Source organism: Rhodococcus sp. BP-316, assembly GCF_019836105.1.
GTDB lineage: Bacteria > Actinomycetota > Actinomycetes > Mycobacteriales > Mycobacteriaceae > Rhodococcoides.
In genome coordinates this window covers 498581-525062 of record NZ_JABUEE010000001.1, presented here as the reverse complement: position 1 = coordinate 525062, position 26482 = coordinate 498581, and the positions used below count along the sequence as shown (strand labels likewise).

General features: G+C 69.8%; 23 protein-coding genes and 1 riboswitch. Of the genes, 15 read left to right on the top strand and 8 right to left on the bottom strand.

The features are described 5' to 3' along the window. The first annotated feature begins 105 nt into the window (after positions 1–105). Positions 106–648 (top strand): alpha/beta hydrolase, encoded by a 543-nt coding sequence (locus HQ312_RS02410; protein WP_222637696.1) that lies wholly within the window; start codon positions 106–108, stop codon positions 646–648. Here HQ312_RS02410 and HQ312_RS02405 read toward each other — a convergent pair whose 3' ends face one another. From HQ312_RS02405 to HQ312_RS02395, 3 genes are all read right to left on the bottom strand, one after another. Continuing rightward, positions 649–2091 (bottom strand): HNH endonuclease signature motif containing protein, encoded by a 1443-nt coding sequence (locus HQ312_RS02405; RefSeq protein WP_222637695.1) that lies wholly within the window; start codon positions 2089–2091, stop codon positions 649–651. A gap of 106 nt (positions 2092–2197) precedes the next feature. Then, positions 2198–3607 carry a mycothione reductase gene (mtr, locus tag HQ312_RS02400; protein WP_056445014.1) on the bottom strand — a complete coding sequence of 470 codons (1410 nt, stop codon included), beginning with the start codon at positions 3605–3607 and terminating at the stop codon, positions 2198–2200. Beyond that, complete coding sequence (locus HQ312_RS02395; protein WP_027505059.1) at positions 3604–4644, bottom strand: alpha/beta hydrolase; 1041 nt, start codon at positions 4642–4644, stop codon at positions 3604–3606. The genes mtr and HQ312_RS02395 overlap by 4 nt, the downstream gene beginning before the upstream one ends. Before the next feature lie 158 nt (positions 4645–4802). On the opposite strand from HQ312_RS02395, the gene mqo reads away from it, so the two are divergent. The 5 genes from mqo to HQ312_RS02370 all read left to right on the top strand — a co-directional run bounded on the left by mqo (position 4803) and on the right by HQ312_RS02370 (position 11017). After that, positions 4803–6362, top strand: coding sequence for a malate dehydrogenase (quinone) (mqo, locus tag HQ312_RS02390; RefSeq protein WP_374198272.1), 1560 nt, complete (start codon positions 4803–4805; stop codon positions 6360–6362). Positions 6363–6374: 12 nt separating this feature from the next. Then, a complete protein-coding gene (locus HQ312_RS02385) occupies positions 6375–6860 on the top strand; it encodes a GNAT family N-acetyltransferase (protein WP_027505061.1) in 486 nt (161 codons plus the stop codon). A gap of 39 nt (positions 6861–6899) precedes the next feature. After that, positions 6900–6983, top strand: a riboswitch (cobalamin riboswitch). A 94-nt stretch (positions 6984–7077) separates the two neighbouring features. After that, the gene (locus HQ312_RS02380; protein ID WP_222637694.1) at positions 7078–8979 is read left to right on the top strand and encodes a VWA domain-containing protein; all 1902 of its coding nucleotides are present in this window, start codon (positions 7078–7080) and stop codon (positions 8977–8979) included. A gap of 11 nt (positions 8980–8990) precedes the next feature. After that, positions 8991–9611: a cob(I)yrinic acid a,c-diamide adenosyltransferase gene (gene cobO / locus HQ312_RS02375; protein ID WP_222637693.1), complete on the top strand. Its 621-nt coding sequence runs from the start codon at positions 8991–8993 to the stop codon at positions 9609–9611. Then, positions 9605–11017, top strand: coding sequence for a cobyrinate a,c-diamide synthase (locus HQ312_RS02370; RefSeq protein ID WP_222637692.1), 1413 nt, complete (start codon positions 9605–9607; stop codon positions 11015–11017). Before cobO ends, HQ312_RS02370 begins: the two co-directional genes overlap by 7 nt. Here HQ312_RS02370 and HQ312_RS02365 read toward each other — a convergent pair. After that, a complete protein-coding gene (locus HQ312_RS02365; RefSeq protein WP_027505065.1) occupies positions 10990–11406 on the bottom strand; it encodes a helix-turn-helix domain-containing protein in 417 nt (138 codons plus the stop codon). The genes HQ312_RS02370 and HQ312_RS02365 overlap by 28 nt on opposite strands. A gap of 151 nt (positions 11407–11557) precedes the next feature. Between HQ312_RS02365 and HQ312_RS02360 the strand changes: the two genes are divergently transcribed. The 3 genes from HQ312_RS02360 to HQ312_RS02350 are packed head-to-tail and all read left to right on the top strand — an operon-like array spanning position 11558 to position 15974. Then, positions 11558–13240 (top strand): alkaline phosphatase D family protein, encoded by a 1683-nt coding sequence (locus HQ312_RS02360; protein ID WP_222637691.1) that lies wholly within the window; start codon positions 11558–11560, stop codon positions 13238–13240. Positions 13241–13275: 35 nt separating this feature from the next. Next, a complete protein-coding gene (gene cobA / locus HQ312_RS02355) occupies positions 13276–14508 on the top strand; it encodes a uroporphyrinogen-III C-methyltransferase (RefSeq protein ID WP_222637690.1) in 1233 nt (410 codons plus the stop codon). Positions 14509–14516: 8 nt separating this feature from the next. Beyond that, entirely contained in the window at positions 14517–15974 is a 1458-nt protein-coding gene (locus HQ312_RS02350; protein WP_222637689.1) for an MFS transporter, read from the top strand. Here the strand turns inward: HQ312_RS02350 and HQ312_RS02345 are convergent. Both HQ312_RS02345 and yaaA read right to left on the bottom strand, forming a co-directional pair. Further along, positions 15965–17191, bottom strand: a complete 1227-nt coding sequence (locus tag HQ312_RS02345; protein WP_222637688.1) for a DUF2786 domain-containing protein — start codon at positions 17189–17191, stop codon at positions 15965–15967. The genes HQ312_RS02350 and HQ312_RS02345 overlap by 10 nt on opposite strands. Beyond that, entirely contained in the window at positions 17188–17931 is a 744-nt protein-coding gene (yaaA, locus tag HQ312_RS02340) for a peroxide stress protein YaaA (protein ID WP_056445002.1), read from the bottom strand. Before yaaA ends, HQ312_RS02345 begins: the two co-directional genes overlap by 4 nt. A 44-nt stretch (positions 17932–17975) precedes the next feature. Between yaaA and HQ312_RS02335 the strand changes: the two genes are divergently transcribed. Both HQ312_RS02335 and HQ312_RS02330 read left to right on the top strand, forming a co-directional pair. Beyond that, positions 17976–19730 (top strand): proline--tRNA ligase, encoded by a 1755-nt coding sequence (locus tag HQ312_RS02335; protein WP_222637687.1) that lies wholly within the window; start codon positions 17976–17978, stop codon positions 19728–19730. Beyond that, positions 19727–20233, top strand: coding sequence for a hypothetical protein (locus HQ312_RS02330; RefSeq protein WP_222637686.1), 507 nt, complete (start codon positions 19727–19729; stop codon positions 20231–20233). Before HQ312_RS02335 ends, HQ312_RS02330 begins: the two co-directional genes overlap by 4 nt. 25 nt (positions 20234–20258) lie before the next feature. On the opposite strand, the gene HQ312_RS02325 is transcribed toward HQ312_RS02330, so the two are convergent. Together HQ312_RS02325 and HQ312_RS02320 are read right to left on the bottom strand one after the other, a co-directional pair. Next, positions 20259–20705, bottom strand: a complete 447-nt coding sequence (locus HQ312_RS02325) for a ferritin-like domain-containing protein (RefSeq protein WP_027505072.1) — start codon at positions 20703–20705, stop codon at positions 20259–20261. Then, the gene (locus tag HQ312_RS02320) at positions 20702–21241 is read right to left on the bottom strand and encodes a hypothetical protein (RefSeq protein ID WP_308123765.1); all 540 of its coding nucleotides are present in this window, start codon (positions 21239–21241) and stop codon (positions 20702–20704) included. The genes HQ312_RS02325 and HQ312_RS02320 overlap by 4 nt, the downstream gene beginning before the upstream one ends. Before the next feature lie 162 nt (positions 21242–21403). Between HQ312_RS02320 and rimP the strand changes: the two genes are divergently transcribed. From rimP to infB, 4 genes are all read left to right on the top strand, one after another. Next, complete coding sequence (rimP, locus tag HQ312_RS02315) at positions 21404–22018, top strand: ribosome maturation factor RimP (protein WP_222637685.1); 615 nt, start codon at positions 21404–21406, stop codon at positions 22016–22018. Between the two features lie 4 nt (positions 22019–22022). After that, positions 22023–23027 carry a transcription termination factor NusA gene (gene nusA / locus HQ312_RS02310; RefSeq protein ID WP_222630852.1) on the top strand — a complete coding sequence of 335 codons (1005 nt, stop codon included), beginning with the start codon at positions 22023–22025 and terminating at the stop codon, positions 23025–23027. Next, entirely contained in the window at positions 22976–23389 is a 414-nt protein-coding gene (locus tag HQ312_RS02305) for a YlxR family protein (protein ID WP_374197734.1), read from the top strand. Before nusA ends, HQ312_RS02305 begins: the two co-directional genes overlap by 52 nt. Before the next feature lie 186 nt (positions 23390–23575). Further along, positions 23576–26449: a translation initiation factor IF-2 gene (infB, locus tag HQ312_RS02300; RefSeq protein ID WP_222637684.1), complete on the top strand. Its 2874-nt coding sequence runs from the start codon at positions 23576–23578 to the stop codon at positions 26447–26449. Positions 26450–26482 lie beyond the last annotated feature (33 nt).

The window sequence follows — 26482 nt, the reverse complement described above, 5'->3', positions numbered from 1 at the left end:
GCGCCGCAGCCTCATTGGTTCATTACTCATGTAATGAACCGTACAACCTTCGGCTCGGTCGTGGCAAGGGCTGCGAACGTGCAGGGTCGGGTAGCGTCGGGTCCCATGCAGCAGCAGACCGTCCCCCTGCCCTCCGGCGATCTGACCGTGCGAATCGATGGGCCGGACAGTGGCCACGCGGTGCTGTTGCTCCCGGCCGACGACGACGGCGCAGACGTCTTCGACGACACGGCGGCGCGGCTGACGACATCAGATCTGCGCACCGTCACGCTCGAGCCCGGCGTGAGTCCGAACGACACCGATCTCGTGGCGCTGCTCGATGCTCTCGGGTTGCCGTGGGTCAATCTGGTCGGCAGGGGAGAGGGCGCCGACCGCGCCTGGTCGCTCGCCGCCCGCACGTTCGGGCGCGTGTCGAGCCTGGTCGTCATCGACCGGGGTCACCCGGCTGTTCGTGACGACTCCGGTTGCCCGGCAGTCGAGTTGCGTACGACGATGGTGGTCGTGGACCCCACCTTTGCGGAGGAGGCATCCGCGACGAGCCGCTACGTCTACGGCGACTACCGCGTCGTCACGCTCGACTCGTCGACCCCGGACGCCGCGGCCGCAGCACTGGCCACCGAGATCGTGATGCGCACCAGCGCCTGGTGATCATTCGCCGGGCGCGGTGAGGTAGTCGTTCCCCTGCGAGTCGCGGATCTGAACGATGCCGTTGCGAAGCTTCCGGTAATGCCACTGCCCCCGTGTCTTCAACCCGTGATGCCGGCGGCACAGGGGTTGAAGGTTGGCGGCGACCGTCCATCCGGCTCTCCGGGGGTCGGTGTGGTCGAACGGGACGACATGGTCGAGATCGCAGTCCTCGCTGGGCACAGCACACCCCGGATGGACGCACGTCGGATACAGGGCTGTCACCAGCGACGCGATCGCCTCGGACGGCCGGTAGGTCAACGCCCCGGCCGGAGGCACGGCGAAGCCACCGTGGCCGTCGGGGTCGGCGACGGCACGGTCCACCGCCGATGGTGGGAGCGCGCGAAGATAGTCGACCTGCTCCCTGGCTTTGCGGGCTGTCGTGCTGCCCAGCTTCCCCGCGGTCGGTGTCCAGCCTGCGCGCATACGGCGGGTGCGGCGGACTTCCCGACCCGTGATCGGCACAGGCGGGTCGGGGACGGTGGGTGGGTCGTGCTCCGGGCAACGGCAGCTGCATCCCGCCCGCGGTTCAGTTCCGCGGGCTGCGGTGATGAGTGCCTGCCACGTCGCATCCCCGGCGATCCTCCGTGCAGTGTCCGCAGGAACCGGCCCCCAACCCACGAGGTGCCCCGGCTCCCCTGCCAACCCCGCCGCCGTGGCGGCGTCGAGGACGATGACGGCGTGATGGGCCGGTGCGGCCGGCGACGGCGCGTGGGCGCAACTCTCGTCAACGCAGTCGCACGGCAGAGGTGTGCCGGTGATGATCGCATGCGCAGCGTCGAACAACCGCGCCGGCAGCGAACTCGGATCGCACACCCCTCGGGCCGCCTCGACGATGGCCCGCTTCATCCCGGCGATCTGCTCTGCGGGGCCACGAACTTTCAGCTCGGCTTGACCTCGCGGCAGCTTCCTGACCGAGACGTACCGTTCCGTCGTCGCGCGCTCCCGAGCGATGCGGTGCCATTCCGCGTCGAACTCCGCGAGAATCCGATCGACCGCCGCTGCCACCGCACCCGGAGTGCACCGCGACGCGGCAGCGATCACCCGCTGCAGCAGTGCCTCGGTGGCGTTCGGGATCCCGGCCACCGACCGGCACACCGTCCGGAACGCCGCATACGCCAACAGGCCCGCATCGAACGCCTCCGCCACCGCAGGATGCGCGGTGCGGGTCAGGAACAGCCACTCGGTCACCGTGCGCGTCGACACCGACAACGCCGCCGCGACCTCCGCCACCGCACAGGTCTCAGCAGCCTCGGCGTCGAACACCCCACCCGGACCGAGCACCGCCGGCCGACGCGACGACTCCTGCACGTACGCACACGACGCCGACACGGTCCGGGCGAACGAGGCCTGGGCGTCGACCTTCGCCGACACCAACACATCGACGGAAACTGGTGCGTCGTACACGAATTCACCCCCCGGTGATGCCCCGATCAGGCCGCCCCCCGACGACCTGAACAGACAGTAACCGACACCACCGACACGGAATCAGCGTGGCGCGAGCGCGTCCGATTCAGTCGAGATCGAGTCCGAGGAGCGCGTTCTCGACCACCTCGGGCAGTGCCGGGTGGATCCAGTACTGGCCCCGTGCGACGTCGCGGACGGACTGCCCGAACGTGAGGGCCTGGATCAGCGGTTGGATCACGGTCGGCGCCTGCTCACCGATGATGTGCGCGCCCAGCAGACGGCCGGTCGCGCGGTCGGCGATCACCTTGCAGAGACCCTCGTCGTCCTCCATCGCCCAGCCGTACGCGACGTCGGCGTACTTCTGGACCTTGACCGCGATGTCGTATCCCTGGTCACGAGCCTCCTGCTCGGTGAGCCCCACCTCGGCGATCATCGGATCGGTGAACACCGCGGAGGGGACGTAGCGGTGATCGAAGCGCTTCCACCCCGTCGTGTCGTCCCACGACGGCTTCAGGACGTTCTCCTGCACCACACGCGCCTCGGCATTGGCGACGTGCTTGAGCTGGTACGGCGACGAGACGTCGCCGAGTGCGAAGACGCCCTCGGCCGACGTGCGGCCGAACTCGTCGACCGCGATGCGGCCGTCGTCGTGCAGGTCGATGCCCGCCTCGTCGGCGCCGAGCTGATCGGCGTTGGGAGCGCGACCGATCGCCACCAGCAGCGCGTCCCCGCGTACCTCGGTGCCGTCCGACAGGGACACCACGACGTCGTCGCCGTCCTGACGGACACCGGTGGCATCGACCGAGAGCCGGACGTCCCACTTGTCCTGCGCGAGCGTGGTGAACTGCTGCGAGATCTCGAGATCCGACTTGCGGAGGAGGCGCTCCTTGCGTGCCAGGACCGTCACGTGCGAGCCGAGGGCCGAGAACACGTGCGCGAACTCGGCGGCGATGTAGCCCGACCCGAGCACGATCAGCCGCTCCGGAAGGGACGGCAGCCGCATGATGTCGTCGTTGGTGTGGAACGTGACGCCGCTGTCGCGGATGAAATCGGGGACGGTGGCACGCGAGCCGCTCGCGACGACGACCTTGTCGGCGGTGACGACACGGCCGTCACCGGTGTCGATACGGCGCGGTCCGACGAAGCGCGCGTGGCTGCTGAACAACGTCACGTTGGGCGAACCCTCGCGGCGGTACTTCTCCCCGCCGTCCGCGATGGGGTCGATCCGGCCGAAGACGCGGTCCACGATGTCGGTCCACCGCACCTTGTCGATGTGGGCGTCGATGCCGTACTTCGACGCAGTGGTGACAGCGCGGGCCACCTCCGCCGCGTAGACGAACATCTTCGTCGGGATGCATCCCACGTTGATGCAGGTGCCGCCGAAGATGGACTCCTCGAACATCGCGACCGTCAACCCGTCGAAGCGCTCGTCGAGAATCGAGTTGCCGGAACCGGTTCCGATGATCGCGAGGTCGAAATGCTGGACATCGGACCCGGTGTCCGCCGTGGCGCTCACGATCCGGTCGCCAGTTCTGCGTGGTCGCCGCCCGAGGGCGCGTCGGACAACCCGCTGCCGCGGTGCCGCAGCCAGTCGTCCATCTCGGCGAAGGCGCGTTCCAGCGGCTCGGGTGTGGAGAGGAAGACGTCGTGGCGGGCGCCCTCGATCGGGACGATCGTCGTGCGGTTGCCCAGGCATCCCGCCCACCGCGCGATCTGTCGGACGTCGAGAACGGCGTCCGCGGCGTCGACGTCCGGCACGTACGTCTTGGAGAAGCGCGTGACCTTGGATCGGAGGATGAGGGACGGCACGCCGATGTCGAGTCCCCGGTGCAGTTCCGCGTGGCCGCGACGGACCGCGCGGATCCAGCCGAGCTTGATGGGGAAGCCTGCCAACGGTTTCCACGACAGGTCGTAGTCCCACTCGCCGTTGCCACCCGAGCTGATGGACAGGCCGTAGGTGTCCAGACCCTGACCCGGCAGCGCGCGCAGGGGAGCGACGCGGCCCAGGACACCGATCGCGACGGTTCCGACGCTGCGCACCAGAGGCGGGCCCTGGAGGTCGAACCACGGACTGTTCAGCACCAGACCGGAGATGCCGGCGGCAGCGGCACCCCCTCGGGTGCGTTCGAGACGATCGAGCCACAGCGGGACGATGAGGCCGCCCGTCGAGTGCGCCGCCATCAGGACCTCGGCGCCCGTCTCCTCGCGCACGATCGCCAGCGCCCGGTCGAGTTCCTCGTCGTACAGCGCCAGGTCGGACACGAAGTGCGGCGACTGCCCCTCGCCGATGGAGCGTCCGCACTTGCGCAGATCGAGTGCGTAGAACGCGTGTCCCAGATCGGCGAAGTGCTCGGCCAGATGGCGCTGGAAGAAGTAGTCGGTGAAACCGTGCACGTAGAGGACTGCGCCCTTCGGCGTCGCGGAACCCGTCACGGACCGCGTCAGGCGCACGAGTGTGGCCCGCACCTCGCCCTCGCCGTCCGGGTCGGAGCCGAGCGGTATGGTCAGTTGCTCGTAATCGTCACCGAGTACATCGGGCGCCCATGTAGTCACACTCACACAGTAATGGCCGCTTCGCAGGGGTGGCGAGGGGCACAATCGGGTACAGAGACGGTGACTGTCGCGGTGACGCGGCACGGCGCCGCGGACAGCAGCATCCGCACCGCACTCCCTGTCGGGGGTGCCGATGGACGAAGGAAGTCGATCCAGCAGTGGGCGAACACGATCTGAACAGTCAGTCCGGCACCAAGTCGGGATCGAAGGTGGAGAGGACCGACGTCGTCCTGATCGGCGCGGGCATCATGAGTGCCACGCTGGGCACGCTCCTCCGTCAGGTCGAGCCCACCTGGTCCATCTCCGTCTTCGAGCGTCTCGACGCCGCGGCCGCGGAGAGCAGCGACCCGTGGAACAACGCCGGTACGGGCCACTCCGCCCTCTGCGAACTCAACTACACCCCGCAGGGCAAGGACGGCTCCGTCGACATCAGCAAGGCGCTGAACGTCAACGAGCAGTTCCAGGTCTCGCGGCAGTGGTGGTCGCACGCGCTGGAGGCCGGCGTGCTCGCCGACCCCAAGAACTTCATCAACCCCATCCCGCACGTCAGCTTCGTGCACGGCGAGGACAACGTGAAGTACCTGCGAGCGCGGTACGACGCGCTCTCGGGCAACCCGCTGTTCCCCGGTATGGAGTACATCGACGACGAGACCGAGTTCGCCCGTCGCCTCCCGCTGATGGCGAAGGGGCGCGACTTCAGTGATCCGATCGCGCTCAACTGGTCCGACGGCGGTACGGACGTCGACTTCGGCGCACTGACCAAGCAGCTCCTCAACCACCTCGCGGTGGAGGGCGCCTCGGTCAACTTCGGACACGAGGTCCGCGACCTGTCCAAGAACTCCGACGGCACCTGGACCGTCAAGGTCTACAACGGGCGGACCGGCGTCACGCGCAAGATCGTCACCAAGTTCGTCTTCGTCGGCGCGGGCGGCGGCGCCCTGCACCTCCTGCAGAAGTCGGGCATCGCGGAGGCCAAGGGCTTCGGCGGTTTCCCCGTCAGCGGTGAGTGGCTGCGGTGCACCACCCCCGAGCTCGTCGAGCAGCACTTCGCCAAGGTGTACGGCAAGGCCTCGGTCGGTGCGCCCCCGATGTCGGTGCCGCACCTCGACACCCGCGTCATCGGTGGCAAGCCCGGACTCCTGTTCGGGCCGTACGCCGGCTGGTCGCCCAAGTTCCTCAAGCAGGGGAAGATGACCGATCTCGTCAACTCGGTCAAGCCGAACAATCTGTTCTCGATGCTCGGTGTCGGTGTCACCGAGATGGCCCTCACCAAGTACCTCGTCACCGAGCTGCTGCAGTCCGAGACCGACCGCGTGGAGACGCTGCGGGAGTTCATGCCGTCCGCTCAGGGCAAGGACTTCGAGCTGGTCACCGCCGGACAGCGAGTCCAGGTGATCCGTCGCAAGGGTCGCGGCGGCGTGCTCGAGTTCGGCACCGCCGTGATCAACGCGGGCGACGGCACCATCGCGGGCCTGCTCGGGGCGTCACCCGGCGCGTCCACCGCCGTGCCGGCGATGCTGGACGTGCTGAAGCGCTGCTTCTCCGACCGGTACAGCTCGTGGGAGCCGACCCTCAAGGACATGGTTCCGTCCCTGGGCACCAAGCTGGCCGAGAACCCGCGTCTGTTCGACGAGATCTGGTCGCACACCACGCGAGTGCTGCAGCTCGACACGACCTCGGCCACCGGCCGGCAGGTCGCGCACTCCGGAACTGTGTGATACCACCATCACATGACGACGGCGACTGCAACACTCAAGCGATCCTGGGCACTCGACCTGTCGAACGAGACCCTCTACGAGCTGCTCAAGCTGCGCGTGGAGGTGTTCGTGGTGGAGCAGGCCTGCGCCTACCCCGAGCTCGACGGTAAGGACCTGCTCTCCGACACCCGCCACTTCTGGCTCGAGCGCGACGGCAGCGTGGTCTGCACACTGCGTCTCCTCGAGGAGCACGACGACGGCGAGAAGTCGTTCCGCATCGGGCGCCTGTGCACCCACCGCTCCTCGCGCGGGCAGGGCCACACCACGCGTCTGCTGCGGGCTGCGCTCGCGGAGGTCGGCTCGTCCCCGTGCCGCATCAACGCGCAGAGCTACCTGGTGGAGATGTACGCAAAGCACGGCTTCTACCCGGACGGCCAGGAAGTTCTCGAGGACGGCATCCCGCACACGCCCATGCGGCGCGGCGGCGGCAGTCCCTGGAGCGAAGGCGACAAGAACTGACTCGCCTGCACCGACACTGAACAACCGACGAACGTCTCGGAGAAGCCCGTGTGACTCGGGCGCGGTCCCGCCACTGTGACGTGGTCCGGCCTCCTTCAGGAGGTCGGATCACGGAGCCAGATCGCCGAGCGTTCGTGTCACTGCTGCGTGAGGAGACCACGCGCAGCATCGTCTCGACTCCTCGGCGCGGTCACCGAGGTCGAACAGGACCACACGCGTGAATCCCGGATATCCGTTCTCTGCCATCGTCGGTCAGGACCGACTGCTGTTGGCGCTCTCACTCTGTGCCGTTCACCCCGGCATCGGCGGCGTGCTCGTACGCGGTGAGAAGGGCACGGCGAAATCGACCGCCGTGCGTGCGCTGACGGCGCTGATGCCTCCCGTCACGGACTCGGCGGGCACCCGGCCCGCTCGGCTCGTCGAACTGCCCGTCGGTGCGACCGAGGACCGCGTCGTCGGGTCCATCGACTTCGAGCGCATCGTCCGCGACGGCGAACGCGCCTTCACCCCCGGCCTGCTCGCGGCCGCGGACCGTGGCCTTCTGTACGTCGACGAGGTCAATCTTCTCCACGATCATCTCGTCGATCTGCTGCTCGATGCGGCAGCCATGGGCCGGGTACACGTGGAGCGGGACGGCATCTCGCACTCCTACCCGTCGACCTTCGTGCTCGTCGGCACCATGAACCCCGAGGAGGGGGAGCTGCGCCCGCAGCTGCTCGATCGCTTCGGTCTCGCCGTGGACGTCTCCGCCTCGCGCGATGTCGACACGCGGATGACGGTCGTCCGTCGCCGACTCGACTACGAACGCGACGCCGTCGCGTTCGCCGAGGCGCATGCCGACGCCGACGCGGAGATCGCGGCCCGCATCGCCGGTGCGCGGGACCGTGTCGCCGACGTCGAGCTGCCCGACTCGGAACTGCGTCGTATCGCGGCCGTGTGTGCGGCCTTCGACGTCGACGGGATGCGCGGTGACCTCGTCGTCGCGCGCACCGCGACCGCTCACGCCGCGTGGCGGGGCGGCACCACGGTGACCGAGGACGACGTGCGCGTCGCCGTCGAACTGGCGTTGCCCCATCGGCGTCGGCGCGATCCGTTCGATGCTCCCGGACTCGCGGACGGCGAGCTTGACGATGCGATGTCGCAGGCGGACGAGGACGTGCGACGTTCGGAACCGGACACCGATCCCGATCCCGACCCGGACGACGGCGGAGGCGCACCCGATCCCGCTGCCGAGGACGGTGCTCCCGAACAGTCGAGCTCCGACGATGCACCGTCGGCCGACGAACCGTCTCCGCGGCCGTCGACCGGTGGCAGCTCCGGAACCGCCGCGTCCGGGGACGGCTTCGATGCCCGGCTCCTGCAGATCGACGGTGTCGGCGACGGCGCACCCGGTCGTCGCTCACGCGCGCGGGTGTCCTCGGGTCGTGTCGTGCGTGCGACCGACTTCACTGGCGGCTCACTCCATCTCGTCGGCACTCTGATGCGTGCCGCGGAGCGCAGGGGAGCGGCCGAGTCCGGCCGGTTGTCCATCGCGGGCGGTGACCTGCGCGGCGTCGATCGCGAAGGGCGCGAAGGCAATCTGATCGTCTTCGTCGTCGACGCCTCCGGCTCGATGGCGGCGCGCGACCGCCTGTCTGCGGTCACCGGTGCCGTCGTGTCGTTGCTGCGCGACGCCTACCGACGCCGCGACCGCGTCGCCGTCGTCTCGGTGCGGGGCAGCGACGCGGAGGTGATCCTCCCGCCGACCCGGTCGGTGGACGTCGCCGTCACCCGACTCCGCGACGTACGCACCGGTGGCAGAACGCCGCTCGCGTCGGGCTTCCTGACGACACGCGACGTCGTCGCACGTGAGCGGGTCCGGGAGCCGGGGCGTCGTGCCCTCGTCGTCACCCTGACCGACGGCCGAGCCACCGGTGGACCCGATCCGGTGGGACGAGCCCGTCACGCCGCCGCACTGCTGGCCGCGGACAAGGTGGCCTCCGTGGTCGTCGACTGCGAGTCCGGCATGGTTCGCCTCGGACTCGCCCGTGACCTCGCGACCGCCCTGCGCGGAACCTACATCTCACTGCCCGAACTGTCGTCGGCGAGCGTGGCCGGCGTCGTCCGGGCCGCAGCCTGAGGAGATCGTTCATGCCACAGGGAGTTCCGGCACCCGGCACCGTTCCCGACGACGGCCTGACCACCAGGCAGCGTCGCAACCTCCCCATCCTCGCCGTCCACACGGGCCCCGGAAAGGGGAAGTCCACCGCCGCGTTCGGCATGGCGATGCGCGCCTGGAACCAGGGCTTCGACGTCGCGGTCTTCCAATTCGTCAAGAGCGCCAAGTGGAAGGTCGGCGAGGAGTCGGTGTTCCGCACCCTCGGTGATCTGCACGACGAGACCGGCGTCGGCGGCGCCGTGGAGTGGCACAAGATGGGCTCGGGATGGTCCTGGTCGCGCAAGCGCGGCGACGAGGTCGACCATGCCGAGGACGCACGCGAAGGGTGGGCGGAGATCGCGGCGCGCATCCGGGACGAACGGCACCGCTTCTACGTCCTCGACGAGTTCACCTATCCGCTGCACTGGGGGTGGATCGACGTCGACGACGTGGTGCGCACCCTCACCGACCGGCCCGGCAACCAGCACGTCGTCATCACGGGCCGCAACGCACCCACCGCGCTGCTCGACGCCGCCGATCTGGTCACCGAGATGTCGAAGACCAAGCACCCCATGGACGCGGGTCGCAAGGGTCAGCGCGGCATCGAATGGTGAACGATCTGCCCGCCGTCGTCATCGCGGCCCCCTCGTCCGGCAGCGGAAAGACCACCATCGCCACCGGCATCATGGGCGCACTGCGCGCCGCCGGCAGGCGGGTCGCTCCGTTCAAGGTCGGCCCGGACTACATCGATCCCGGGTACCACGGCGTCGCCGCAGGACGGCCCGGTCGCAACCTCGACGCCGTCATGACGGGCCGCGACGCGATGGTGCCCGCGCTGCGCTGGGGTGCGAGCGGGTGCGACATCGCGGTCGTCGAGGGCGTCATGGGTCTCTTCGACGGTCGCATCGACCCCCACGCCACCGGACCCGCTGCGGAGGGGTCCACGGCCGCGGTCGCCGCCGCGATCGGTGCGCCGGTGATCCTGGTGGTGGATTCGCGAGGGCACAGCCAGAGCATCGGCGCGCTGGTCCACGGGTTCTCGACGTACGACCCCTCGGTCCGCGTCGCCGGGGTGATCCTGAACCGGGTCGGCAGTGAGCGACACGAGGCGGTGCTGCGACAGGCCTGCGACCGGGTCGGCGTTCCCGTGATCGGGTCGGTGCCTCGCGCCGGCGCGCTCGAGGTGCCGTCGCGTCACCTCGGCCTGGTGACCGCAGCCGAGCACGGCTCCGCCGCGGTCGACGCCGTCGCGGCGATGACCGAGCTGGTGTCGCGCCATGTCGACGTCGACGCTCTCGCTCGCATCGCGGCGACGGCGCAGGTTCCGACGGCGGAGCCGTGGAGTCCGGACGCTGCGGTGGGGGTGCGGATCGAGGGTCCGCGTCCGGTGGTCGCCGTCGCCGGTGGCCCGGCGTTCACGTTCGGCTACGCCGAGCAACCGGAGGTGCTGCGTGCCGCGGGAGCGGACGTGGCGGTGTTCGATCCGCGCCACGACCGGTTGCCCGAGGGTGCCACCGGCCTGGTCGTCCCCGGCGGCTTCCCCGAGCTCCACGCCGCCGAGCTGGCCGCCAACGAGCCACTGCTGCACGACATCCGGGCTCTCGCCGACGCCGGGTGGCCGGTGCACGGTGAGTGTGCGGGCCTCCTGTACCTGGCCACCTCGCTGGACGGGCACCGCATGGCGGCAGTGCTCGACCTCGACGTCGAGTTCGGGTCGAGGCTCACCCTCGGCTATCGAGACGCGGTGGCGCTGACGGGGTCGGTGATGTTCGACGTCGGCCAGCGCATCACCGGCCACGAATTCCACCGCACCCACGTCGTCCGGGCGGGATCGTTCGAACCCGCGTGGGCCTGGCGGCGCGACGGCAGCACCGTGCAGGAGGGATCCGTCGGCGCCGGCGGACGGGTGCACGCGTCGTATCTGCACACCCATCCGGTGGCGACGGCCCGGGGATTCGCTCGGTTCGTGGCGGCCTGCCGGCCGTCCACCGATCACGCCGCGAGCAGTCCCTCCAGGTAGTCCAGGAGCCGTGACACCTCCCGCGGGGCGCCGAGGACGACGACCTTGAGCCGGTCGCGTTGCGCGTCGTAGGCGGTGTTGACGCGCAACGGTTCACTGTCGGGTCGCGCGTCCCCGGTGGCTCTGGCGAGCAGTGCGGTCAGCCGATCCGCGGTCTCGCGGTCGACGGTGTCGATGTCGACGATCGAGGTGACCTCGACGCGATGCTCGGTGCGCAGTGTGGAGGCGGCCTGCCCGGTGAACGTCTCGAGGTCCTCGCCGGAGATGCGGTACTGCTTGCCGATGCGGACGGCGGGAAGGCGCCCGGACCGCACGTAGCCGCGGACGGTGCGCACGTGCAGCCCCAGCATGTCGGCGACATCGTCGACCGAATACATCCGCACAGTCATCCAAACAACGTAAACATCCCCTGTCGCACACGTCAATTGGGACATCTACGTGCCCCGTGGCGGCTTTTCCCGGACATGTCGTCGGGAGACTTTTCCGACAGGTTGCCGGTGAACGGCGCGGAAATCGGGCATTGGTGGCAATCTGGATCGAATGACCGACATCGACCAGAGACTGATCCTGGGGCCGTTCGTCCGCTACGTCAGTACCGATCGCGCGACCTTCTGGGTGGAGACGTCGCACTCCTGCACCGTCACGGTCACCACGTCCTCGGGCGCCTCGGTGGACGAGCGCACGTGGGGTCTCCACGGGCACCACTACGCCCTCGTCGCCGTCGAGGATCTGCCGCAGAACTCCCTCGTCGACTACACCGTCGCGATCGACGGCGAGCAGGTGTGGCCCACTCCCGACCGCCGGGCCGTCGTGCACACGATGTGCGACGACGAGCCCGTCACCGTCGCTTTCGGATCCTGTCGGCGGGGTGACACCTACAGCGACGAGGCGCTGACGCGCATCGGTGCCGACGCGCTGGTCGGGCTCGCCGACCGCGTCGCGAGCGAGGAGCCCGACACCTGGCCGGATCTCCTGGTCTTCCTCGGCGATCAGGTCTACGCGGACGATCCGTCGCCCGAGATCGTCGAGCGCCTGCACGCCCGGCGCGAGGCCGGCGAACGTGCTGCCGGCGCCCGCTCGGAGGAGGTCGAGGACGAGATCTGCGACTTCGAGGAGTACACCTGGCTCTACCAGGAGTCGTGGGGCGACGACCGCGTCCGCCAACTGATGGCCACGGTCCCGACGTGCATGATCCTCGACGACCACGATCTGCGGGACGACTGGAACTCCTCCGCGGACTGGCGCGCGGAGGTGACACAGGCGTCCTGGTGGGAGGACCGCGTGATCGGCGCCTTCTCCTCGTACTGGGTCTACCAACACCTGGGCAACCTGTCCCCGCGCGAACTCGAGGACGACGCGATGTACGCGGCCGTGCGATCCGCCGCGAGCGACTCCGAGCGTGAGACGGTGCTCGCCGAGTTCGCCCTGAAGGCGGACGCGGAACCGTCCTCGGCGCGCTGGAGCTATCACCGCGACATCGGCAACACGCGTCTGGTGATGATCGACAGCCGGTGTTCGCGTGACCTGTCGCCCGAGCGCAGGGCCATGGTCGACGACGTCGAGTGGGCATGGGTGCGCGAGCACACGCTGAAATCGGGAAAGGAGCACGTGCTCCTGGGGTCCTCGCTGCCCTTCCTCATGCTTCCGGGGCTGCACGCGGTGGAGCAGTGGAACGAGGCGGTGGCGCAGGGCGCGTGGGGGAAGCGGTTCGGTCGGATCGGGGAGAAGCTGCGTATCGCGCTCGATCTCGAGCACTGGGCCGCGTTCGGAAAGTCGTTCGGCGACATGGTGGATCTGGTCGACGAGGTGGTCGTGGGGCCGGACGCGCCGAAGTCGGTCGTGTGGTTGTCGGGTGACGTGCACTGCTCCTACGTCGCGAAGGCGGAGACCCGCGTGTCGACGTCGACGTCTCTGTACCAGCTGACGATGTCGCCGTTCCGTAATCCACTGAACCTGCCGATCCGGGCGGTCAACCGCCTGGCGATCCGTCGCCCGGTGGCGAGGATGCTTGCGCGCCTGGCGCGCGGAGCCAAGGCGGAACCCGTGCACGCGGAGTGGAGCACGGAGGCGGGTCCCTGGTTCGACAACGGGGTGATGTCGTTGACAACGGACTCGCAGGCGCTGCGTCTCGAAGTGAACCACGCCGCGGTGGTGAACGGGCGTCAGACGCTCAGCACCACGGCTCGCTACGACCTCACGCCGTCCGGGGTGCGGCAGCGCTGATCGTGCCCGTGCCACGACAGGTAGGGTCTTCCGACGTGGACGCGACCGATTCTCCCTACCTCGCAGGGCTCGATCTGGCCGGTCGTCGCGTGGTCGTCGTCGGTGGGGGCAGTGTCGCGCAGCGGCGGCTCCCGCTGCTGGTGTCGTGCGGCGCGAAGGTCGTCGTCATCACCCGCGAGGCCACCCCGGCCGTCGAGGGCATGGCGAGCTTCGGTCAGATCGAGCTGGAGCTGCGCGACTATCGCGACGGCGATCTGCACGAGGCCTGGTACGCCATCGCCTGCACCGACGAGGCCGAGACCAACGCGGCCATCGTCGCGGAAGCGGCGCGCTCCCGGATCTTCTGCGTGCGCGCGGACGTGGCGAGAGACGGCACGGCGGTCACGCCTGCCAGCGCGGAGTACGACGGTCTGACCGTCGGCGTGCTCGCCAGCGGAGAGCATCGCCGGTCCGCCGCCGTGCGCAACGCCGTGCTGGACGGGCTGCAGTCCGGGGCCATCGCGGACGCACCGGAGAAGTCGATCGCGGGGGTCGCACTCGTGGGCGGTGGACCGGGAGACCCGGACCTCATCACCGTGCGGGGACGCCGCCTGCTGGCGCGTGCCGACGTGGTGGTGGCCGACCGTCTCGCGCCGCCCGAGCTGCTGGCCGAACTGGGACCGCACGTCGAGGTGATCGACGCGTCGAAGATCCCGTACGGCCGGTTCATGGCACAGGAGGCCATCAACGACGCGTTGGTCACGCATGCCCGCGCCGGCCGGTTCGTGGTCCGACTCAAGGGCGGCGATCCCTACGTCTTCGGCCGCGGATACGAGGAACTCGAGGCGTGCACCGCAGCGGGCATTCCCGTCACCGTCGTTCCCGGCATCACCAGCGCCATCTCGGTGCCGTCCGCCGCCGGTATCCCGGTCACCCATCGTGGCGTCACGCACGAGTTCGTCGTCGTCAGCGGTCATCTGCGCCCGGATCACCCGGACTCCCTGATCGACTGGCCGTCCCTGGGCCGGCTGCGCGGCACGATCGTGCTGCTCATGGCGGTCGAGCGCATCGGAGCCTTCGCGGACGTGCTCGTCGAGAACGGGCGCCCCGCGGACACGCCGGTCGTGGTGGTCCAGGAGGGCACGACGCGGTCGCAGCGGGTGGTGCGGGCAGATCTGACCACCGTCGCCGAGCGGGTGCGTGCGGAGAACGTGCGCCCCCCGGCCATCATCGTCATCGGACCGGTGGCGGGATTCGCCGCCGCGGCCGTGATCGGCGCAGCCTCGTGACCCGGCCGATGACCTATCCCGTGACCGAGCGGGCCTTCGGACTCGCGATCATCGCGCTCAGCGGCATGCAGTTGATGGCCGTGCTCGACGGCACCGTGGTGAACCTCGCGCTCGCTCCGCTGCAGGCCGAACTCGGCCTCAGCGATGCCGGTCGCAACTGGGTGGTCTCGTCGTACGTCCTGGCCTTCGGCGGGCTCATGCTCCTCGGCGGGCGCATGGGCGACGCCTTCGGACGCAAGCGCATGTTCCTCGTCGGAGTCGCGCTGTTCACGGTGGCGTCCGCGGCCTGCGGACTCGCGCAGAACGAGGCGATGCTGGTGCTGGCCCGCGTGATCCAGGGCGCCGGCGCCGCGGTCGCGTCGCCCACGGCGTTCGCACTGGTGGCCACCACGTTCGCGCCGGGGCCCGTCCGCAATCAGGCCATCGCCATCTACGCGGCCATGACCGGTGTCGGCTCCTTCTCAGGTCTCATCATCGGCGGGGCGCTCACCGAGGTCTCGTGGCGGTGGATCTTCCTCATCAACGTGCCGATCGGTCTCGCGATCCTGGCCCTGGGATGGCGCGCGCTCACCGAGACGGCCGGCGAACGGGCACCCCTCGACGTGCCGGGGGCGATCCTCGCGACGCTCGGATCCACCGGTGTCGTGTTCGGCATCGTCGAGGGTCCGGAACGAGGCTGGACGGACGTCGTCACCCTCACCGCGATCGTCGTCGGTCTGTTCCTGCTGCTCGCGTTCCTCACCGTCGAGCGGCGCGCCAGGAACCCACTGCTGCCCTTCGAACTCTTCCGCGACCGGGACCGAGTCGCCACCTTCGTCGCCATCTTCTTCTCCGGCGGCGCCCTGTTCGCGATGACCGTGATCGTCGCGGTGTTCGTCCAGGACGTGTTGGACTACAGCCCGCTGCGCGCCGGCATCTCGTTCATCCCGTTCGGTGGCGGCATGGCGCTCGCCGCCGTCGCGTCGTCGTGGCTGGCGCCGCGGGTCGCACCGCGCTGGATCATCGCGACCGGCGCGGTCCTCACCGTCGGGTACCTGATCTTCGCGTCGACCATCACGGTGGAGTCGACGTACTGGAAGAACCTGTTCCTCCCCATCGGCGGCATCGGTTTCGGCGTCGGACTGGCGGTCATCGCCCTCCCGCTCTGCGCGATCGCCAACGTCGACCAGAAGAACATCGGGCCCCTCACCGCCATCTCGCTCGTCGCGCAGAACCTGGGTGGCCCACTCGGCCTCGCTGTGGTCAGCGCGATGGCGGCGTCGAAGACGCTCTCACTGGGCGGTCGGACGGGCTCGGCCGTCGACATGACCCGGCCGGAGATCGTCGCGTTGGGAGAGGGCTACACGTTCGCTCTTCTCGGCTGCGCCGTTCTCGCTGCGGTCGCCGCCGTCTCGGCGTTGTTCATCCGCTACAGCGCGGCCGACGTCGCCCAGGCCAAGGCAGCCCAGGACGCGGCTCACCGCTGACGGTCGGCGGGCAGGTCCGCCTCGTTCGCCGCCGCCCGCCCGGACTCCCATCCCGCGAGGTCCAGCCGGGGTCCACGGACCGACCGGGTGGCCGGGAACAGTCGCTCGACCTCGGCCTCGACGGCCACCGTCTGCGTCGCCAGCATCGGCAGCAGATCGCCGGACCGTCGACTCGCCTCCTCGAGGGCCAGCGCGTCCGACTCGGCGAGGCGTTCACCCAGCCGCACGGCGTAGGCCCACAGGAACGCGGTGTCGAACCCGGATGCCGCCTTCTTCCGCCGAGCCGGTCGGGGAGCGCGAGCCAGAGCGCGCGCCGCCTGCACCGAGAGGGAGGTGAAGAGCATCTCGGTCTGCTCCACGTCGACGGGTGCACCCACCACCGTCGCGAGGGCGTGATCGGTGTCCCAGACCACCCGGGTGCGGTTGACCGTCGCCACCACGTGCAGCAACTGTGCACGCGCATCCGCGTGCGGATTGTCGACGTGCACACGCCTGCTCACGACGTCGGTCCGGCCCTCGGCGAGCACGAGGGTGTCGACGGAGTACTTCGTCATCAGTTCCTGCGCCTTCGCGGTGAACGCATCGGCCTCCTCCTCGAACTCGGTCGAGTCCGCCTTGGCGAGAAGCCCCCTGATGCGTCCGAGCATGCCGGACCCGACGACGGTGTCGGGCGGCAGCAGGCGTGCGGTCCGGGCCGACGGCCACTGCGACGGCAGCGCACCGATCCGGGTGAGTCGGGGCAGGCTCTGCCACCGCCCGAGCAGCGTGAGCACGGCGATCCACTGGTCACTGACGGCGATGTAGTCGGACGCACCGCCGAGGCGCAGACGCGCGGCGAGCAGACTCGGAGACGCGTCGACAGGCGACTCGACGTCCGGGCGCAGCGCCCGGATCGCCTCGACCTGGCGCACCCAGCTCTCGGGCGCGCGTGAGGTGGCGTCGGAGAGTTCGGCCTCGTGCAGGAGGGCCGCCGCGGCGAGTCCGGTGACCTCGGCGGTGCAGTGGCGGCGGACGACGTGCAGCAGGTCGAGCGGTTGCCACCCCTCCTCGTACAGCGCCGTGATCGTGGACAGGAGCGTGACGGACCCCTGAGCGAGGGGATCCGCGTCGGTGCAGGCGACCAACTGGTCCGCGACGTCGTCCACCACGCGTTGCGAGGCGGTGCGACCGACGGCGGCATCGGCGCCGCGCTGCAGCAGTTCCGGGACCGGGTTCATTCGGTCAGCACGATCACCTCGGTCGGCGATGCGACCTCGGCTCGGAGTCCTGCACGGACGGCGACCGCGGCGACGGCCCGTGCGCTCGTGGGTTCCGCGCGAGTGACGGTCAGCGCCCGTGCCAGCAGTCCCTTGTGATGCTTGTTGAAATGGCTGACGACGGTGCGGGATCCGTCGGGTTGCTCGGTGAGCACGGTGGCGGTGACCGCGCCGGGTATGGGGCCCAGGTCGCGGTAGATTCCCGAGCGCAGATCGACGACGAGACCGTCGGCCGCGGCGGTGACCGCCGCGGGCAGCACCGGCTTCCACAGGGCGCGGAGCGTGGGGAGCCCGGGCAGTGCGGACCCGCCCGAGAGCCGGTACGCCGGAACCGGATCGTCCGCTCGCACCGCACCGAAGAGGGCGGACCCGATCGCGAGGCGCTGCCGAGCCTTGGCCTTCTGCGCCCGGGTGAACGATGCCGCGTCCAACGCGTCGAACAACACTCCGGTGTAGCGCTCGAGAGCCGGTCTCGTCGCCGAGACCGTCAGGGCCGCATTGCGCTCGATCTCGTCGTCCTGCTTCGGCGAGAGTCCCAGGGCCGTGCGGGAGGCCGCGGGATCGTCGGCGAGGGACACGAGAGCGTTCACCAGCGTCGATCGGACGTCGGTGAGCTGCGGAAGCCACAGCCGGTCGAGATCGAGCGGATCACCGCGGCCGCCCGCGGACTTGGTTTCGGACGGTGGCAGAAGAACGAGCACGGCAGGAACGGTACCGACACACCCACGGACTAGGCTGTGCGCCTGTGATCACCCGTCTGTCCCACCTGTTCCTGCGCACGCTCCGCGACGATCCCGCCGATGCCGAGGTACCGAGCCACAAGCTCCTGGTGCGCGCCGGCTACGTCCGCCGCATCGCTCCCGGTGTGTACTCGTGGCTGCCGCTCGGGCTCCGGGTGCTGCGCCGCGTCGAGCAGGTGGTGCGCGAGGAGATGAACGCGATCGGTGGCCAGGAGATCTCGCTGCCGGCGCTGCTGCCGCGCGAACCGTACGAGGTGACCAACCGCTGGACCGAGTACGGCGACGGGCTGTTCCGGCTCAAGGATCGCAAGGGCGTCGACATGCTGCTCGGGCCGACGCACGAGGAGCTCTTCGCGCTGACGGTCAAGGGGGAGTACAGCTCCTACAAGGACCTGCCGGTCACGCTGTACCAGATTCAGACCAAGTACCGCGACGAGGAGCGTCCGCGGGCCGGCATCCTGCGCGGCCGTGAGTTCGTCATGAAGGACTCGTACTCGTTCGATCTCGACGAGGCGGGTCTGAAGACCTCTTACGAGGCCCACCGCGAGGCGTACCAGCGAATCTTCGAGCGCCTCGGTGTCAGCTACGTCATCGTCGCGGCCACGTCCGGTGCGATGGGCGGGAGCGCGTCCGAGGAGTTCCTCGCGGAATCGGTCGTCGGCGAGGACACCTACGTGCGGTGTGTCGAGTCCGGGTACGCCGCGAACGTCGAGGCCGTCACGACGCCGGCTCCGCCGTCGATCCCCCTCGAGGGCCTGCCGCAACCGACGGTGCACGAGACCGGCGACACCCCGACCATCGCGACGCTCGTCGACTGGGCGAACGGTGCGGATCTCGGCCGCACGGTCACCGCGGCGGACACGCTCAAGAACGTGCTGCTCAAGACACGTATACCCGGCGGTGAGTGGGAACTGCTCGCCATCGGCGTTCCCGGTGATCGTGACGTGGACGAGAAGCGCCTCGAGGCCTCCCTCGCCCCCGCCGAGTTCGTCATGCTGGGCGACGCGGACTTCGCCGCCAATCCGTTCCTCGTCAAGGGTTACATCGGACCGAAGGCCTTGCAGGACAACGGCGTGCGTTACCTCGTCGACCCTCGCGTCGTCGACGGCACGGCGTGGATCACCGGGGCGAACGAGAAGGGCAAGCACGTCGTCGACCTGGTCGCGGGCCGCGATTTCGTCGCGGACGGCACCATCGAGGCCGCCGAGGTGCGCGACGGTGATCCCTCTCCGGACGGCCGCGGCGCACTGGTGTCCGCTCGCGGCATCGAGATCGGCCACATCTTCCAGCTCGGTACCAAGTACACCGACGCCTTCGCGGTCGACGTCCTCGGCGAGAACGGCAAGCCCACCCGCCTGCTCCAGGGCTCGTACGGCGTCGGCGTGTCCCGCCTGGTGGCTGTCATCGCCGAGCAGATGCACGACGACAAGGGTCTGCGGTGGCCCGCGTCCGTCGCACCCGCCGACGTGCACATCGTCATCGCCAACAAGGACGTGGGCGCGCGCGAGGGTGCCGAGGCGCTCGCCGTCGAACTCGACGCACACGGACTCGAGGTCGTCCTGGACGACCGTCCCAAGGTGTCTCCCGGTGTGAAGTTCAAGGATTCCGAGCTCATCGGTGTGCCGCTCGTCGTCGTCCTCGGTCGCGGCTGGGCGGACGGCACCGTCGAGCTGAAGGATCGCTTCACCGGTGAGGCTCGCGACGTTCCGGCCGAGTCGGCGGGCCGGGAGGTCCTGCGCGCAGTCGGGCGACCCGTGTGAGCACCTCGTCGTCGAGCGAGTCTCTCCCTGCGGTCCTGACCCGGCTCGTCGACGCTCGCCGAGTCCTGCTGATCGCGCCGATACACGGACGCTCGGCCGCTCTCGCGGCCGACGCGGTCGGCGAGCGCGGCTCCGTCGTGGTGCTCGCCGCGGACGAGAGTGTCGCGGCCGTCCAGGCCGACACGGAGGCGGCACGAGGCCGGGTGGAGATCGTCGCCGGCGAACCCGCCGGATCGTTGCCGCAGCTCCGCACGGACGACGACACGACCTTCGGTGTGGTGTCCGCCGACGTCTCGCGGGCCGGTGCGGCCGAGGCCGTGCAGTACCTCGAGTGGGCGCTGGTGCTCGGTCGACCCGGGACCGCCGTGGTGGTCACCGGTGACGCCGACGGGGCGACGTGGACAGCGGTGCAGGACATGGTCGACGGTCACCCACGGCTCGCCGCGGCGTCGTGGACCGCGGGCACCGCGGTGATCGTCGCCGCCGTGACCGATCAACCCTGAGTCGAGGTCCCGACCGGCGGAGGGGTCAGGTCGCCGGAGTGCCGGGAAAGGCCACCGTCGACGGGAAGATGCCGAGGATCGCCTTCCACGCCGAGGCGCGCCGAGCTGAGTCCGTGAGGGCGACGATGCCGATGTCGCGGGTGTGCCCGGACTGGGCCCGTTCGACGACCGACCGCCAGGCGACTGCGGCGTCGTCCTCGACCTGCGCCGCGAGCCGTGCCGCCGCCACCGCGTCGGTCACCGGGAACGGCACCGTGTACCCGGCCGCGGGCTCCGGTGCGGTGACGCTGGCCGCGGTCAGGGCGTCGATGGTGCCGTCGCGCCGCGCTCGGTGGTCGGCGGCGTACTGCGCGACCATCGGATCGCGGGTGGGGTTCGAGAACGCCGCGATGACGCCGTACGCGAAGACGGCGGCGAACTCCACGTTCAGCGCGTCCACGAGGGCCTGCTGCTCCGGGCCGAGATCACTCATCCGGCCACCGCCGCGGACGCCAGCGTGCACGCGGCACTGATCGACCCGAGCAGGCCCGCTCGGTAACCGGACAGCGCACGCGCGTCGTCGGCTGCGCTGCGGCCCGCGTCCGACAGCGCCGTGGACAAGTCGATGAGAGCCGGAGCCGACACCGGCTCGGCAGTGCCGGTCGCCGCAGTGGCGGTCCCGGACACCGTGGGCGGGGGAGTGAGACGTGCGATCTCGGTGTCGAGTGCGTCGGCGTGGGCGGTCCGCTGATCGGCGATCACGGTGAGAGTGTCGACCGCCGCCGGGTTCTGCGCGATCGCCGCCGTCGCGGCGGCCGCGTCGCGGCGGGCCCGGGCGGCATGAGCCGCGAGCGGATCGGGCTGCGCCGCCTCGTCGTCCTGCGTACCGTCCGAGCACGCGACCGTCGAGGCGAGGATCGTCGTGCCTGCGACCACTGCCGCCGCACCGCGCAACATCGTGCGCCGCGAGAGCGTCGGGAGACTGCGGCCGTGCAGGAAGACCGGTCGGTGCGGAACTGTCGGTGGCACCCGGTCATCGTGCCAGACACGGACACCGTCCCCGCGCCGGACACGAGCACTCTCGGCGCGACGACGCAGCGTGTCGGGAGACGCGCCCCGGTCGCGGTATCGTGGTCCCTTCCCAGTTCGCCGGTGGCGAGCTGTACAACTTCAGCGAGGAGTGGTCGAGCGATGCCGGTTCCATCCAGGGAGAGGGTCGTCGCACTCCTCTCCGCACACGTGGCGGGCCCGGGGTTCACCGACGGCGATCTCGATCTCGAGGACGTCACCGTGTCGAAGGCCGGTGCTCACAGCGTCGTCAAGGTGATCGTCGATCGGGATTCCGGATTCGAGCTCGACGCGCTCGCTCGGCTGAGCCACGAGATCTCCGACATCCTGGACGCGGCAACCGAATTCGGGGACACCGCGTACAACCTCGAGGTGACCACGCCCGGTGTCGACCGACCCCTGACCGAGCCTCGCCACTGGCGTCGTGCTCGCGGCCGGATGGTCATTGTCATGCTCGGGGACGAGACGATCGACGCCCGCGTCGGGGAGCTCAGGACCTCGGAGGGCGGTACGACCGAACTGGATCTCGTTCTCCGCTCGCGCACCGGTCCGACGCTGCGCACCGTGCCGCTCGACGCGGTCACGTCGGCCACCGTGCAGGTGGAGTTCAAGAAGCCCAATCCTGCGGAGCTCGAGATGGCGGGCGGCGTCACGCCCGGACGCTTCGATCCGCTGAACCCGCCGGAGGAGCCCGTCTCCGGTGACGAAGACGACGACACAGACGACGAAAGCCGATAACGACGTGAACATCGACATGACTGCCCTCCGCGCGATCGAGGCGGAGAAGGGCATCACCATCGACGCGGTGATCGAGACGCTGCAGAGTGCGCTGCTCACCGCGTACAAGCACACGGCCGGTCACCGGTCCGACGCCTACATCGACGTGAATCGCAAGAGTGGCGAGGTCCGCGTCATGGCACGCGAGACCGACGAGAACGGGAACTTCGTCTCCGAGTGGGACGACACCCCCGAAGGGTTCGGTCGCATCGCCGCGACCACCGCGCGTCAGGTCATCCTGCAGCGACTCCGAGACGCCGAGAACGAGAAGTCGTTCGGTGAGTACTCGACGCACGAGGGCGAGATCGTCGGCGGTGTCATCCAGGCCGACGCACGGCTGAACGCACGCGGCACGGTCGTGGTGCGGATCGGCAGCGACTCCGAGGGCGTGGACGCGACCATCCCGCCGGCGGAGCAGGTGCCCGGTGAGACGTACGAGCACGGCGACCGGATCAAGTGCTACGTCGTGGGCGTCACCCGCGGTACTCGCGGCCCGCAGGTCACCCTGTCCCGGACGCACCCCAACCTGGTCCGCAAGGTGTTCGCGCTCGAGGTGCCGGAGATCGCGGACGAGTCCGTGGAGATCGTGTCGGTGGCCCGCGAGGCGGGACACCGGTCGAAGATCGCCGTGCGGACGTCGGTGTCCGGCCTCAACGCCAAGGGCGCGTGCATCGGTCCGATGGGCCAGCGTGTCCGCAACGTCATGAGCGAGCTGGCCGGCGAGAAGATCGACATCATCGACTACGACGACGATCCGGCCGTGTTCGTCGGGAATGCGTTGTCACCGTCGAAGGTTGTCTCTGTCACGGTCGTCGACGCGGCTGCCCGCGCCGCTCGTGTGGTGGTGCCCGACTACCAGTTGTCGCTCGCGATCGGCAAGGAAGGTCAGAACGCGCGGCTCGCCGCGCGCCTGACCGGGTGGCGTATCGACATCCGGAGCGACGCCGCGCCGACCGAGGACGATCACTGAGTCGGCGCGCGCGAGCGGGCGACGTTCCGAACCGGACCGAATCCGCGTTAGACTGTGACACGGCTCGACACGCGTTGTCCGACGACACCGCGTCCGCACCAGCTGGACCGGTGCGTACGTGCGTAGGATGCAGACAGCGCGAGTCGCCTTCCGCCTTGGTGCGGATCGTCGCCGGCGTCTCCGACACCGGCACGGTCGGTGCCGTGGTCGATCATCGCCGCAGACTGCCCGGCCGGGGTGCATGGTTGCATCCCGACGCGACTTGTCTGCAGCAGGCGGAGCGACGTCGAGCCTTCGGGCGTGCCTTGCGCGTGACCGGTCCGCTGGACCTGTCCGCGCTTGCCCGAGAGTTCGCACCGTGACGGTGTGGACCACACCCGATCGACCGGCCGAACGGTCGCGGCACCTCGCCGCGCCACGAGGAGAACAGGTACACGAATTCATGAGCACACCGTGAAGCACCGACGATGAACATCGTTTCGAGATAACCCGAGGTCGTGCGGGCGCCTGCCATAGGAGCCGCGCTCGACCTCTCAGTGAGGAGAGCAGTGGCAGGCAAGGCCCGCGTGCACGAGTTGGCTAAAGAACTCGGTGTCACCAGCAAGGATCTACTCGCTCGGCTGAAAGAGCAGGGCGAGTTCGTGAAGTCGGCGTCGTCGACCGTGGAAGCACCGGTCGCGCGACGTCTCCGTGAGTCGTACCCGTCCGCGTCCGGCGACGCGGCACCGTCGACCGGCGCCCGTCCGTCCGGAAACGGCGCAGGCCCGAAGCCGGGCGGCCCCCGCCCCGGTCCGAAGCCGGCTCCGGCGGCCCCCGAGGCACCGGCCGCAGCAGCACCCGAGGCGCCCGCCGCGCAGGCTCCGGCCCCGTCGGCTCCCGCCGCCCCGGCACCCGCTGCCCCGGCTCCGACACCCGCAGCACCTGGCGCTCCCGCGGCACCGGCTGCTCCGGCGGCACCCGCCCCCGAGGCACCGGCAGCGTCGGCGCCCACAGCGCCCACAGCGCCCGCTGCTCCCGGCCCCAAGCCGGGACCGAAGGCACCGCGCGTCGGCAACAATCCCTACTCGTCCGCACCCGTCGAGCGCCCCGCGCCGCGTCCGGCTCCGGGACAGGCCGGTCCGCGACCCGGCGCCCCGCGTCCGGCTCCGGGCCAGGGTGGACCTCGTCCGGCCGGCGGCGCACCCGCTCAGGGTGGAGCAGGTCGTCCCCCCGCAGGTCAGGGTGGACCTCGCCCCGGCGGACCCCGTCCCAATCCCGGATCGATGCCTCCTCGCCCGAACCCGGGTGCCATGCCGAGCCGCTCGGCTCGTCCGGCTCCCGCAGCCGGCGGTCGTCCGGGTCGTCCCGGCGGCGCACCGGGCGGTCGTCCCGGCGGTGCCGGTGGCGGCGGCGGTTACCGCGGTGGCGGCGGCGGTGCACCCGGCGCTCCCGGTGCCGGCGCACCTGCCGGTGGCGGCTTCCGTGGTCGTCCCGGTGGCGGTGGCCGTCCCGGCCAGCGCGGTGCCGCGGCAGGCGCGTTCGGTCGTCCCGGCGGCGCGGTCCGTCGTGGCCGCAAGTCGAAGCGGGCGAAGCGCGCCGAGTACGAATCCATGCAGGCTCCCGCAGTCGGTGGCGTGCGGTTGCCCCGTGGCAACGGTGAGACGATCCGTCTCGCTCGCGGCGCATCGCTGTCCGACTTCGCGGACAAGATCGACGCGAACCCGGCTGCACTCGTGCAGGCGCTGTTCAACCTCGGCGAGATGGTGACGGCGACTCAGTCGGTCAACGACGAGACGCTCGAACTGCTCGGCGGCGAGATGAACTACGTCGTCCAGGTCGTGAGCCCGGAGGACGAGGACCGCGAACTGCTGAACTCGTTCGACCTCACCTACGGCGAGGACGAGGGCGGCGAGGACGAGCTCGAGCAGCGTCCTCCCGTGGTCACCGTCATGGGTCACGTCGACCACGGCAAGACGCGACTGCTGGACTCGATCCGTAACGCCACCGTGCGTGAGGGCGAGGCCGGTGGCATCACGCAGCACATCGGTGCCTACCAGGTCCTCACCGAGCTCGAGGGCAACGAGCGTCTGGTCACCTTCATCGACACCCCCGGTCACGAGGCCTTCACGGCCATGCGTGCCCGTGGTGCGAAGGCCACCGACCTCGCGATCCTCGTGGTCGCGGCCGACGACGGCGTCATGCCGCAGACGGTGGAGGCGATCAACCACGCCCAGGCAGCAGACGTGCCGATCGTGGTCGCGGTCAACAAGATCGACAAGGAAGGCGCGAACCCGGACAAGATCCGGCAGCAGCTGACCGAGTACGGCCTCATCGCCGAGGAGTACGGCGGCGACACGATGTTCGTCGACATCTCGGCCAAGCAGGGCACCAACATCGATGCCCTTCTCGAGGCAGTGCTGTTGACGGCCGACGCGGCGCTCGATCTGCGCGCCAACCCGGACATGGACGCACAGGGTGTCGCCATCGAGGCACATCTCGACCGTGGTCGCGGACCGGTGGCCACCGTGCTCATCGCTCGCGGAACCCTGCGTGTCGGTGACTCGATCGTCGCCGGCGATGCCTACGGTCGCGTCCGTCGCATGGTCGACGAGCACGGCGAGGACGTCATCGAGGCGCTCCCGTCGCGTCCCGTTCAGGTCATCGGCTTCACGTCGGTGCCGGGTGCCGGTGACAACCTGCTCGTCGTCGACGAGGACCGGATCGCCCGTCAGATCGCGGACCGCCGCAACGCTCGCAAGCGCAACGCGCTGGCAGCGAAGTCGCGCAAGCGGATCAGCCTCGACGATCTCGATGCCGCACTGAAGGAGACGTCGCAGCTCAACCTGATCCTGAAGGGCGACAACTCCGGCACCGTGGAGGCCTTGGAGGAGGCGCTCGTCGGTATCGCGATCGACGACGAGGTCGAACTGCGCGTCATCGACCGCGGCGTGGGTGGTGTCACCGAGACCAACGTCAACCTGGCGTCGGCGTCCAACGCGATCATCATCGGCTTCAACGTCCGTGCCGAGGGCAAGGCGACGGAGCTGGCGAACCGCGAGGGCGTGGACATCCGGTACTACTCGGTGATCTACCAGGCGATCGACGAGATCGAGAAGGCGCTCAAGGGTCTGCTCAAGCCGGTCTACGAAGAGGTCACGCTGGGCCAGGCCGAGATCCGCGCGCTGTTCCGTTCCTCGAAGGTCGGAAACATCGCCGGTTGCCTCGTCACCTCGGGTCTGGTGCGCCGCAACGCGAAGGCTCGACTGCTGCGTGACAACAACGTGGTCGCCGAGCTCGTCACCATCTCGTCGCTCCGGCGCGAGAAGGAGGACGCCACCGAGGTCCGCGAGGGCTACGAGTGTGGTCTGACGGTGACGTACTCCGACATCAAGGTCGGAGACGTCGTGGAGGCGTACGAGCTTCGGGAGAAGCCGCGCGACTGATCGACGAGAACGTACGGGTGTGGCCCGCGGCAT

Excerpts from the sequence above, each read along its gene's own strand:
- HQ312_RS02410 (WP_222637696.1), top strand. The coding sequence starts at position 106 with ATGCAGCAGCAGACCGTCCCCCTGCCCTCCGGCGATCTGACCGTGCGA.
- HQ312_RS02385 (WP_027505061.1), top strand. The coding sequence starts at position 6,375 with ATGACGACGGCGACTGCAACACTCAAGCGATCCTGGGCACTCGACCTG.
- cobO (WP_222637693.1), top strand. The coding sequence starts at position 8,991 with ATGCCACAGGGAGTTCCGGCACCCGGCACCGTTCCCGACGACGGCCTG.
- HQ312_RS02370 (WP_222637692.1), top strand. The coding sequence starts at position 9,605 with ATGGTGAACGATCTGCCCGCCGTCGTCATCGCGGCCCCCTCGTCCGGC.
- HQ312_RS02365 (WP_027505065.1), bottom strand. The coding sequence starts at position 11,406 with ATGACTGTGCGGATGTATTCGGTCGACGATGTCGCCGACATGCTGGGG.
- HQ312_RS02360 (WP_222637691.1), top strand. The coding sequence starts at position 11,558 with ATGACCGACATCGACCAGAGACTGATCCTGGGGCCGTTCGTCCGCTAC.
- HQ312_RS02350 (WP_222637689.1), top strand. The coding sequence starts at position 14,517 with ATGACCTATCCCGTGACCGAGCGGGCCTTCGGACTCGCGATCATCGCG.
- HQ312_RS02345 (WP_222637688.1), bottom strand. The coding sequence starts at position 17,191 with ATGAACCCGGTCCCGGAACTGCTGCAGCGCGGCGCCGATGCCGCCGTC.
- HQ312_RS02325 (WP_027505072.1), bottom strand. The coding sequence starts at position 20,705 with ATGAGTGATCTCGGCCCGGAGCAGCAGGCCCTCGTGGACGCGCTGAAC.
- rimP (WP_222637685.1), top strand. The coding sequence starts at position 21,404 with ATGCCGGTTCCATCCAGGGAGAGGGTCGTCGCACTCCTCTCCGCACAC.